Origin of the sequence: Clostridium sp. BL-8, from assembly GCF_002006495.1 — a bacterium.
Classification (GTDB): Bacteria; Bacillota; Clostridia; order Clostridiales; family Clostridiaceae; genus Clostridium.
On the sequence record NZ_LZZL01000130.1, the window covers coordinates 1 to 11,091 of the forward strand.

Here is an 11,091-nt window from a genome sequence, read left to right on the forward strand (position 1 = left end):
AACTTTCCTGTTCGGAATGGGAAGGAGTGTTACCTCTATGCCATCATCACCAGATCACAAATAGTATTATATCTAGATATGAAGATTATGTCAACAACTTTTTTTATTTTTATTTAATCTTATGAATATATAGGTTGTGATAATGAAACTATATAACTCTTGCTTATATGAGTACTAAAACAAAATATGCACTGTAAATTCTTTAACACAACTTATATAGAGTAAAATAATATTTTGTGTCAAGCAGTCGATTGTAATTCATCTTATGATAGATAATTAAATTGATCCTAAATGACACAAAATATGCAACATATCTCACTTAATTTATTGTTGCTTTTACCATAACTTAGATAACTAAGTCCTCTATTACTTTTCCACCTTCAATATGTTCGTCCATAATTCTTTCAACATCTTCCACTTTAACATTTCCATACCAAGTTCCTTCTGGGTAAACCACTACGATTGGTCCCTTGTTACATACACCTAAACATCCAGTATTAGTAACCATTACTTCATTTATCAAGTCTCGATCTTCAACTTCCTCCATAAACTTTTGAACAACCTTTACTGAATCTTTACTGAAACACATTCCTTTTTGCATTCCGTTAACTCTACAACTCGCACATACAAAAATATGATGCTTTAAACTTATCATTTTACTTTCCCCACTTTCGTAAATTAAATATTTATATTTCTTCAATAATGTCAAAGTATAGCCCTATTATAAAACTGAAATGACAAAATCAAAGCTAATATCAACTTTAAAAAATATTTTTCACTTTTTTATTTAATTGTATTAATTTTTTACATTGCGTTTTTTATTATTTTTACCATTTTATCATCTAATTCTTCTCTTGACAATTAATTTTCAATATTAAAGATATTAATTTATTTTTTTAATTCATTGTGCCATAATTAAATAAAATAATGAATGTATTCTTAATTCTAATTGGAGGTATTTTATGAGTGTTGAAAGATTATCAAATATTCTAAAAGAAAGTAACAACATAGTTTTTTTCGGCGGTGCCGGTGTCAGTACTGAGTCTGACATTCCAGATTTCAGAAGTTCAAATGGGTTATTCAATGAAAAGCTAAATATTACATTTACGCCAGAGCAATTAGTATCACATACTTTTTATACTAAATACCCTGAAGAATTCTTTAAGTTCTATAAATCTAAACTTATATATCCAGAAGCAAAACCAAATAGCGGACACTTGGCCTTAGCCAAACTTGAAGAAATGGGAAAACTGAAAGCTATAGTAACGCAAAATATAGATGGACTTCATCAAATGGCTGGAAGTAAAGACGTCTTTGAGCTTCACGGCTCTATTCACAGAAATTATTGTGTTAAATGTCATGAATTCTATGATGAAAAATTTATTTTAAACTCTGATGGAGTTCCTACTTGTACTAAATGCGGCGGATCTGTTAAGCCTGATGTAGTTCTTTATGAAGAAGGCCTAGACGACAGTGTAATTAGAGGTGCAATAAATGATATTTCTAAAGCTGATACTCTTATTATCGGCGGAACTTCACTTGTTGTTTATCCTGCTGCAGGCCTTATAGATTATTTCAAGGGCAATAACCTTATACTTATAAACAAAAGTTCAACTTCTGCTGATTCAAAAGCTGATTTAGTTATACACGATTCTATTGGTAAAGTTCTAAGCGAAGCCGTAAATTCATTATAAAACTAATTCTACAGCAAAAATTAAATATCTATGCAGATGGCAGAAGAACATTTAGAATATTTCAAAACTTGATTTCTAATACTTTGAAATATTCCTTAAATGGTACCAGAGTATATATAGATGTTGAAGATAACATAACTTCGTATTAATGACATTTAAAAATATTTCAAAATACCCATTAACTTTCAGCGAAGAAGAAATCCTAGAAAGATTTAAAAGAGGTGATGCTTCAAGAACAACAGAAGGTTCAGGTCTTGGGTTATCTATTGCAAAGAGTTTAGTAGAGCTTCAAAAAGGTGTCTTTGAACTTAAATTCGATGGAGACTTATTTAAAGTTAGTATTTCATTAAAAAAAGAAAATTTTTAATCTAAATTATGTATAAATAAATTTAATTTGGCAATAAATAATAATGAAGTATTTAACTTCAATATTTAATCGCCTCTCCCCCATTTTTATTTATATACAATTTGTAACGCCATAATATATGTTATCCAAATTAACATATATTGTGGCATTTTTATTTTCATAAGTTTTAATTATTCATTTTCGAAATTTCTTAGGCAAATGGATACAGTTAAACTTCTATTTGAGGATTGTTTATTATTTCTTTATTAAGATTCTTCTTAACATATCCAAGCCAGTTGTTGTTGCTTGAAGTCTTACTCTATTTCTATTTCCATTAAATATACACCTTTTTATTACTACTTCTCCTTGAACATATACTCCTATATATACTAATCCAACTGGTTTCTCTTCTGTTCCTCCCCCTGGCCCTGCTATTCCTGTTGTTACAATACTTACATCTGCATTAGCTGTTTTAGCAATACCAATAGCCATTTCTCTTGCAGTTTCTTCACTTACAGCTCCATACTTTTCTAAAGTTTCATTCTTAACGCCTAATCTTTTATGTTTAGCTTCATTTGAATATGTTACAGCACCTTCTAAAAGCACTTCAGATATTCCTGGATAGTTTATTAATGTAGCTGCAATCATTCCGCCTGTACACGATTCTGCTGTAGATATTGTGAGCTTCTTTTCTGTTAAAAGCTCTGCTACAACATCCTCTAAGTTAATATCTTCAGTTGCATAAACATTATCGCCTAATCTGTTTTTAATTTCTTCTTCTACTGGCTTTATTAACTTAAGTGCTTCTTCCTGAGTTTTTGCCTTAGCTGTTATACGAAGCAGTACTCCTACTTCTTTAGCATAAGGTGCAATAGTTGGATTGGTCTGTGCATCCATTATATCTTTTAATTCATCAGCAACTGCACTTTCTCCAATACCTAATATTTTAATTACTTTTGACACCAATATAGAATCTGATTTTTTTTGAAGGTATCCCTTAACTGTATCTTCAAACATTGGTTTCATTTCCTTTGGTGGTCCAGGTAAAATTATCATTATCTTATTATTTTCTTCTATAATTACTCCAGGCGCTGTACCATTATTATTATTAATTACAATAGCTCCCTCTGGTATTAAGCCTTGTTTTAAATTATTTTCAGTCATCTTTCTTTCTCTGAACTTAAAATAGTTTTTTATTTTTTCAATAGATTCTTCATGTTGACGTAACTCTTTATTAAAATATTTAGCTGCAACTTCCTTAGTTAAATCATCTGCTGTAGGTCCAAGCCCACCTGTTGTTATTATAATATCACTTCTGCTATAAGCCTCTTCAAAAGCATGAATAATCCTGTCTTCATTATCACCAACTACTTGTTGATAATACATATCTATCCCTAATGCTGCCAGCTCTTGTGCTAAATACTGAGCATTTGAGTTAATTATGTCTCCTAACAATATTTCTGTTCCTACAGCTATAATTTCTGCTTTCATATTTATTACCTTCTTTTTTATAAATTTTTATCTGTAATATCATTATATAAGTTTAAAACCTATCCAATAATATATTGAATAGGTTTATATAAAAATATTTTCTTTTATAATATGCTATCTCTAAATCTAAATAAAATCTAGAGATAGCTTATATAAAAAATTTTTTCATCTCAATCTTATTTAAGCAAAAGCCAAAATCAAAAAAATAGAACTCTCTTAAAAATAGGTCTTCACTTAAAATAAGATTAGTAAATATGTATGAGAATGAAAAAATTCATTGCTAGGAGAGTCTTTCATACTTCTATTGTATGTATATTCCCTCTTACTTATTCATACCTATTAATAATTTTATTATAAAAGTTATATTTTAATCATTCATAATTTTATTTATTTTCTGTTTCAAGTAATGCTAATGCTACAGCACCTATTACTCCAGCATCTGTACCTAATCCTGCTGGAACAATTTTAACTGCTTCTGCCATGGATTTAAAGCATCTTTTATCAACTACTTTTCTTACTGTATCAAAGACAACATCTCCAGCTTTTGATACTCCGCCACCTATTATTATTACTTCTGGATCAAAAATAGATACTGCATTAGCAATAGCTATTCCTAAATAATTTAACGCATTATCTATGATATCTTTACATACAGGATCTCCTGCAGCTGCTTCTGTAAATACTTCATATGAGGTAACTGTCTCATATTTTCTTAGAGAAGTTTCAACTTTGCTAGCTACAGCTTCTTGTCCTCTTTTTGCAATTGCAGTACCTGATGATGTTGCTTCTACACATCCAATATTTCCGCAATTACATCTAGGGCCATCTGGTGCTACTGTCATATGTCCAATTTCTAGTGCATTTGAAGTATGACCTCTATACACTTTACCATCTAAAACAGCTCCTCCACCTATTCCTGTGCTCACTGTGAAGAATACTACATCCTTTGCTCCTCTTCCTGCTCCAAACATATACTCTCCAATAGCTGCAACGTTTGCATCATTATCTAAGAAAACTGGTAATCCAAATTTTTTATTTATCGGCTCAACCAAGTTAAAATTCTTAAATGGAAGATTAGGTGTATAAATTATAGTTCCTTTTTCAGCATCTAATGGTCCAGGTGAACCTATACCTATTCCTTTTATCTCTCCATAAGTTACTGAAGCATCTTTAATTACCTTCTCTATAGATTCTATGATTCTATTTAGTACTGGAATTTCTCCTTCATTAGCATTTGTTGGTACTGTTGTTTGACTTATTACTTCTCCATTTAAATTAGCTAGTGCAGTACTTATCTTAGTACCTCCTAAATCTACTCCCACAACATACTTTTCCATGATATAACTCTCCTTTGTTATTGTATATTTCCCAATTAAAAACAATTTCTTCTGAATTATATTATACTATAATATGCTCAAGTAATAAAACCTGTATTTTTATATTATTTTCTTGAAGATGCTTTATTAGCACTAATATAATAGTTTCCCAAATCATCGTATTGAGTATAGTTAACAACAAATTTATTATCCTTTAGCATTGAATTAATTAAATCAATGTCTTCTTTATTATTTCTATCAATCCTTATTACAAAATTATCATTATTGTCTATTATATTTAAATAATCAAATATATTGCTATAATCGCTCAAATCAATCTTTCCGCTGATGTCCATGCTGTAGTCTGACATTAATTTCTCCTCCTAAGATTTATAATTAATATTAAATATATTATATGCTCGCCTTGGCAGTTATATCCTATGAAATTAATGTAAAAATCCTTCTGCATTATAGACTAACTCCATCACTATAACTTTCTATTCGTTAAAAAATAAAAAGTTAATTTAGAATCTTTTAATAAAAATTTAAGCTCCAAAAATATGTACCAAGTTTAAAATTATCTTTAAGCTTGGTACTTTATCTATATATATTCTTTCCTAGAAATTCACGTTTAGCCCTCTATTTTTTTAGATTATTTATACTTTCTATAACTTTGGCTACTTCCATCTCTGGAATTTCTTCATATCTAATAAATTCCTTTGAAAACATTCCCCTGCCTTGAGTTAAGGAACGTAGCTCTGTGGCATACTTTCTAATTTCTGCAAGTGGAATTTCTGCCATGACCTTTTGCTTATCTCCTTCTGGTTCCATTCCAATTACTCTGCCTCTCTTTTTATTTATATCTGCAATTACATCACCCATATATTCATTAGGTAATACAACCTCAACTTTCATTATTGGCTCTAACAAAATAGGTTTTGCCTGTTCAAGACCTTTCTTATAAGCTATAGATGCTGCAAGCTTAAATGCCATTTCAGACGAATCAACTGAGTGATATGATCCATCATGAAGAGTCGCCCTAAGACCTATAACTGGACAGCCGGCTAAAACACCATGAGCTATACATTCTCTCAACCCTTTTTCTACTGCCGGAATAAAGTTTCTTGGAACAGATCCTCCAACAACATTATCCACGAATTCTAAATCTTCGTTTCCATCTGTTCTAGGTTCAAACTTTATCACAACATCACCATATTGTCCATGACCACCAGATTGTTTTTTATGCTTCCCCTGTACATCCGAAGTCCCTTTTATTGCTTCCTTATATGGAACCTTTGGCAAACTTAAGACTGCATCTACTCCAAATTTACTTTTTATTTTACTTGCAATTACATTTATATGAGTTTCTCCAAGCCCTGAAACTATAATTTCTGCATTTTCTACATCTCTTGATATTTCGAAAACTGGATCTTCATCTTTTAATTTATTTAAAGCCTGAGATATCTTTTCTTCATCACCTTTTGCTTGTGGTATCATTGCCATAGAACAAACTGCTTTAGGAAAATTCATTTTATCATACATTATTTTAAAATCTGAACTTGCTAGTGTATCTCCTGTATTTGTATACTGCAATTTAGAAATTGCTCCTATATCTCCCGCAATAATTCTTTTAGCTGGTACTTGCGTCTTTCCTCTAATAAAGCAAATATGAGATAATTTTTCAGCTTTATCCTTGTTAACATTTAATACTGTCATATCCTCCTTAGCTTCTCCAGTCATAACTCTAAAGAAAGATATTTTACCTACAAATGGATCTGCAATCGTTTTAAATACCAATGCTGAAAATGGCTTTTCTTGATCAAGATTAACGAAAGTCTCTTCGTTATTTGTAATATTCAAAGCCTTTTGAGAAATTGCATATTCTGGAGAAGGAAAGCATTCCACAATATCGTCAATTAAAGAATCCATTCCTATTACTTTAGTTGCACTGCCACACATAACAGGAGCAATATCGCCACTCGCACATCCTTTTATTAAACCCTTGCAAATTTCTTCATCACTTAATGTTCCTTCGCTAAAATACTTGTCTAATAATTCTTCATCAGTTTCTGCAACTGACTCCATAATCATTCTTTTGCATTCTTCAACTTTCTCTTTCAATTCCTCTGGTATATCTAAAATTTTTATTTCTTTAGTCTTTATATCATATATTCGCGCCTGCTTTGAAATAACATTTATTACACCTGTGAACTGATCTTCTTTCCCTATTGGATATTGAATTGGAACTACACTCATTCCAAACTTTTCTTTAAGTGAATCTAATACCTTATCAAAATTTGCATTTTCACGATCAAGTTTATTTATAAAAATTGTTCTAGGCAGTTTAATTTTATTACAATATTCCCATGCTCTTTCAGTCCCAGCTTTTATTCCTGAAACTGCACTTACCACTATCATTCCAACATCTACAGCTCTCATTCCCTCAATACATTCACCTTGAAAATCAGCATATCCTGGAATATCAACAAGATTTATTTTAATATTATCTAATTCAATTGGAGCTATTGAAAGTGCAATAGAAAATTGTCTGTTCTTTTCTTCAGTATCAAAATCTAAAACAGTAGTTCCATCTTCAATTTTCCCTAATCTATCTATTATTTTCGAATAATATAGAAGACTTTCTGCTAAAGAAGTTTTTCCTGTTCCATTATGTCCCATTAATCCTACATTCCTTAAATTTTTAATACTATAATCTTTCATGAACTCTACCAAACTTTTAAGTCATCTTAAAAGTTGGCTTTCACCTGCCTTTCCCATGATAATATTATTTGATATTATATTTCTATTTATGTTCATTAAATCCTCTTTAATTTTCTAAATTTTCTGAAAACTTATATATTATCCTTTTCTTTGTTAAACTTTTCAATTTATTCTTACATTTTATTGTAGTATTTTAAAAAAAACATTATAATTTTATCTGTCATTAGTTAAGGCTATTTTATAATTTTAATCTAAATTGATGGAGGCAAAATTTAATGAATACCAAGAAAAACTTAACAAGTTATTATAAGATTTTATTTTTTATACTTGCCATTGGAATAATTATTGGAGTTTTATTTATACAACCACAAGTTGGTGTTGCTGACCAAGGTGATTTTAATAGAATAATGAGCATATCTGGGCTATCATTATTAGATTCAGATGCAAATAATCCTAACTTTATAAGATTTATGAGTTATATTGTAACTGATTATCAAATAACGAATATTACCAATCTAACCTTAACTATTTTTGGATCTAGCCTTAGTTATCTAATTATACTAATTAATACTATCTCCAAATTATTTGGGCAAGCTATATTTAAAACTCAGTATTTATCTGTAATTTACAGTATTATATATATTCTTTCTTTTAGCATAATATTAAAATCTTTTAACATAAAGAATCGCATAAAACTCATAATTCTTGAACTATTAATACTGTTCTTCTTCTTTGATGGAAATTATTTAATTTGGTTCAATAGTCTTTACGGTGAACCAATGATGTTTACAATATTAGTACTATTTATTGCTTCTGTTCTTAACTACATTTATTACAAATATATCCTTAAGAAAAACGAAAAAATATTTTCAAAAATATTTTTCATATTGTTTTCAGCATTCTTGTTTTTGGGTTCAAAACTGCAAGTACTTACTTCATTGCCTATTATTATACTTTTTATCGTTAAAATACTCTTTGATAACAGACGTTCTCTTAATAAAATAAACCTATACATATTGTGCATTGTCCTTTGTTTTGTAATAGCATATCCTATTGGCATCAGCTATAATAGCTCTGACTTGAATGTTGATACCCAATATAACTCAGTTTTTTATGGTATATTAAAAGATTCTAAAACTCCAGAGCAAGATTTAATAGATTTAGGTCTTAATCCAGATATGGCAGTCGACGCTGGAAAAAACGCTTATTTAGCTGAGGATAAATATGTGAAGTATTCTCCTAAAAGCGAATTAACTGCTGAAGAATTTTATAGTAACATAAATAATCTAAAACTTGCTAAATTTTATTTATCTCATCCTCAAAGATTATTAAATGGTATGAAATATACAGCTAGTAAAGCATTTTCTACTAGTACAATGCTTGGAAAACATTATAGAAGCTATAGTGAAAAGCCTATTACAGACTTCAATAGATTTACTCTTTGGTCAACCTTTAGAGAAAATATGCTTCCTCACGAATTATACTTTATAGTTTCAGTTTATCTTATTCTTGCAGTATACTCACTTTATAAATATATTAAAAGTAAATCTAATTTAGAAATAAAAACCAAATTACTTTTACTCTGGACTGTTATGTTAATAGGCATAGTTCAATTCCCAATGCCATTTGTAGGCAACGGTGAAGCTGATACTGCAAAGCAATTATTCCTATTTAATTTTATTTTTGATGGATTACTCTTATTTGTTTCTATAAAGATTATTTTCAAGATAATTGATTTATTTAAAATTAAGTAAATCAACTTTAAGCAGCTATAACATAAAAATTAATGCTATGACAATGTAGTGGATATGATTTATGAGATAAGAGCTTCTTCACACAGCTATCAGATAAGCTAAAAAATTTAAAACAACAAATTTTTCATTTAGCTAGTTTTATTATCAAATCATGATCCATTTAATGTAGATAAGAACTATATACAACTAGATTTGCCCTAAAAAATTGATGAAAGCTATCTTGTCGGGTATAAGGAAGTACTAAAGATTCATATGAAGAAAAAACATTTACTAGATTCTTATAGAATAGGTGAAAAGATAATAAAAGATAACTTTATTATTAATAATAAAATAAAATAGTTATCATATAAAGTCAATCCGCTTTTTTTAATATATAATATATAAACTTATTAAAAAGCTCTCTCTATAATAATATGAGAGATATAATCAGTGCATAAAACAATCTCTGATTATATCTCTCATATTATTATAAGTATTCATTCACATTACAAAATTAAACATAAAATCAAAAGATTATATCAATTTATTTCTAAATAAATGAATCTTGCTTAATCTGATTAATATCAAAACAATGCCGCCAAAAGTATCTATTATGACATCTCTAATAGCACCTTCTCGTCCCAATACGAAAAGTTGATGTATTTCATCAGAACATGCATATAAAAATACAAATATTATAGTTATAACAACAACTTTCCTCACATTAAAATATAAATTAAACACATTGAATGCTAGTAAGGCTAAAACCATATATTCAAGAAAATGTGCACATTTTCTAACAGCAAAATTAGCAAGCTGTCCAAAAATACTATTTACATTTATACCTATACTAGCTAATACTTTTATTATCCCTTCACTTTGAGAATCAGATATGTTAGCTGGTTGATTTGACATAACAAATATTCCCACCATCCAAATAATTAATAAAAACCAATAAATAATTTTCCTTTTGTTTCTCATATTTAACCTCTTTAAAGTAAAATTTCTACGCTATAGCTTAATGCTTATTATGGACACTTCATTCTGACATGTATCTATTTATATATGCAAGTGACTCTTCTAATAATTCCTGTCCCTTTTCTAGTCCATCAATCTTTAATTCAAGATTGCAAATTCTTTGATCTATTTGATACATAAATTGCTTTATATCTTGTAATAGTTTCGCTTCATATGTTACTTGCACTCCCTCATCATCAATAAATACCTTTTCTGGTGGAGCTCCGCACTTAGTACATTTTGCATATATACCTTGTTCATCTAAATTATTAAAGACCTTAAATGTATCATTATTGCATTCTGTACAATTTGATAGCATTATGAAATCATAATAACTTACATCATAATAATAATCACTTCCGCAATCCTTACATGTTAGCTTTAATTTATTATCTTCTGTCATTATATGAAACTCATTTCCACTACACCCATCTTTTTTACAGACAATAGTTTGTATCATACTCATACCCTCTCATAAATATAATTTCTCTCTATTTTACTACATATTCAATCTCTAAATTTACCATATTTTACATGCTTTACAACTAAATTATATGCTATAATTTTTCTATTGTACACTGTAATAATTAGTATTTTTAATTCATTTTATGAGATAGTTCTACTGTTTTTTATATTTAAGTTTACATTTCTCTATTATATTGAATAATATATATAATATAAAAATAAAAAAAACTATGAATTACAATTCATAGTTTTCTAATGGTGGAGATAAAGAGATTCGAACTCTTGACCCCCTGCGTGCAAGGCAGGTG

9 protein-coding genes and 1 pseudogene are annotated in these 11,091 nt (G+C 28.9%); 3 read left to right on the forward strand and 7 right to left on the reverse strand.

The annotated features are described in order from the left end of the window. Positions 1-346: 346 nt before the first annotated feature. Entirely contained in the window at positions 347-655 is a 309-nt protein-coding gene (locus CLOBL_RS25270) for a 2Fe-2S ferredoxin (RefSeq protein ID WP_077861532.1), read from the reverse strand. A gap of 307 nt (positions 656-962) precedes the next feature. Between CLOBL_RS25270 and CLOBL_RS25275 the strand changes: the two genes are divergently transcribed. Together CLOBL_RS25275 and CLOBL_RS29225 are read left to right on the forward strand one after the other, a co-directional pair. Continuing rightward, positions 963-1,694: an NAD-dependent protein deacylase gene (locus CLOBL_RS25275; protein ID WP_077861533.1), complete on the forward strand. Its 732-nt coding sequence runs from the start codon at positions 963-965 to the stop codon at positions 1,692-1,694. 23 nt (positions 1,695-1,717) lie between these two features. After that, a pseudogene (locus CLOBL_RS29225) lies at positions 1,718-2,061 on the forward strand (ATP-binding protein); the annotation flags it as partial. 234 nt (positions 2,062-2,295) lie between these two features. Here CLOBL_RS29225 and CLOBL_RS25285 read toward each other — a convergent pair. The 4 genes from CLOBL_RS25285 to fusA all read right to left on the reverse strand — a co-directional run bounded on the left by CLOBL_RS25285 (position 2,296) and on the right by fusA (position 7,568). Beyond that, positions 2,296-3,531, reverse strand: a complete 1,236-nt coding sequence (locus tag CLOBL_RS25285) for a competence/damage-inducible protein A (protein ID WP_077861534.1) — start codon at positions 3,529-3,531, stop codon at positions 2,296-2,298. Positions 3,532-3,914: 383 nt separating this feature from the next. Beyond that, positions 3,915-4,868 carry an ROK family protein gene (locus CLOBL_RS25290; RefSeq protein WP_077861535.1) on the reverse strand — a complete coding sequence of 318 codons (954 nt, stop codon included), beginning with the start codon at positions 4,866-4,868 and terminating at the stop codon, positions 3,915-3,917. A gap of 104 nt (positions 4,869-4,972) precedes the next feature. Next, complete coding sequence (locus CLOBL_RS25295) at positions 4,973-5,218, reverse strand: hypothetical protein (RefSeq protein ID WP_009172966.1); 246 nt, start codon at positions 5,216-5,218, stop codon at positions 4,973-4,975. A gap of 268 nt (positions 5,219-5,486) precedes the next feature. Further along, the gene (gene fusA / locus CLOBL_RS25300) at positions 5,487-7,568 is read right to left on the reverse strand and encodes an elongation factor G (protein ID WP_077861536.1); all 2,082 of its coding nucleotides are present in this window, start codon (positions 7,566-7,568) and stop codon (positions 5,487-5,489) included. Between the two features lie 275 nt (positions 7,569-7,843). Between fusA and CLOBL_RS25305 the strand changes: the two genes are divergently transcribed. Beyond that, a complete protein-coding gene (locus CLOBL_RS25305) occupies positions 7,844-9,322 on the forward strand; it encodes a hypothetical protein (protein WP_077861537.1) in 1,479 nt (492 codons plus the stop codon). Between the two features lie 513 nt (positions 9,323-9,835). On the opposite strand, the gene CLOBL_RS25310 is transcribed toward CLOBL_RS25305, so the two are convergent. Both CLOBL_RS25310 and CLOBL_RS25315 read right to left on the reverse strand, forming a co-directional pair. Beyond that, positions 9,836-10,282 (reverse strand): VanZ family protein, encoded by a 447-nt coding sequence (locus CLOBL_RS25310; RefSeq protein WP_077861538.1) that lies wholly within the window; start codon positions 10,280-10,282, stop codon positions 9,836-9,838. 58 nt (positions 10,283-10,340) lie between these two features. Continuing rightward, complete coding sequence (locus tag CLOBL_RS25315) at positions 10,341-10,778, reverse strand: hypothetical protein (RefSeq protein WP_009172970.1); 438 nt, start codon at positions 10,776-10,778, stop codon at positions 10,341-10,343. Between the last annotated feature and the right edge of the window lie 313 nt (positions 10,779-11,091).

Coding starts and splice junctions, on each gene's coding strand:
- CLOBL_RS25270 (WP_077861532.1), bottom strand. CDS start 655: ATGATAAGTTTAAAGCATCATATTTTTGTATGTGCGAGTTGTAGAGTT.
- CLOBL_RS25275 (WP_077861533.1), top strand. CDS start 963: ATGAGTGTTGAAAGATTATCAAATATTCTAAAAGAAAGTAACAACATA.
- CLOBL_RS25285 (WP_077861534.1), bottom strand. CDS start 3,531: ATGAAAGCAGAAATTATAGCTGTAGGAACAGAAATATTGTTAGGAGAC.
- CLOBL_RS25290 (WP_077861535.1), bottom strand. CDS start 4,868: ATGGAAAAGTATGTTGTGGGAGTAGATTTAGGAGGTACTAAGATAAGT.
- CLOBL_RS25295 (WP_009172966.1), bottom strand. CDS start 5,218: ATGTCAGACTACAGCATGGACATCAGCGGAAAGATTGATTTGAGCGAT.
- fusA (WP_077861536.1), bottom strand. CDS start 7,568: ATGAAAGATTATAGTATTAAAAATTTAAGGAATGTAGGATTAATGGGA.
- CLOBL_RS25305 (WP_077861537.1), top strand. CDS start 7,844: ATGAATACCAAGAAAAACTTAACAAGTTATTATAAGATTTTATTTTTT.
- CLOBL_RS25310 (WP_077861538.1), bottom strand. CDS start 10,282: ATGAGAAACAAAAGGAAAATTATTTATTGGTTTTTATTAATTATTTGG.
- CLOBL_RS25315 (WP_009172970.1), bottom strand. CDS start 10,778: ATGATACAAACTATTGTCTGTAAAAAAGATGGGTGTAGTGGAAATGAG.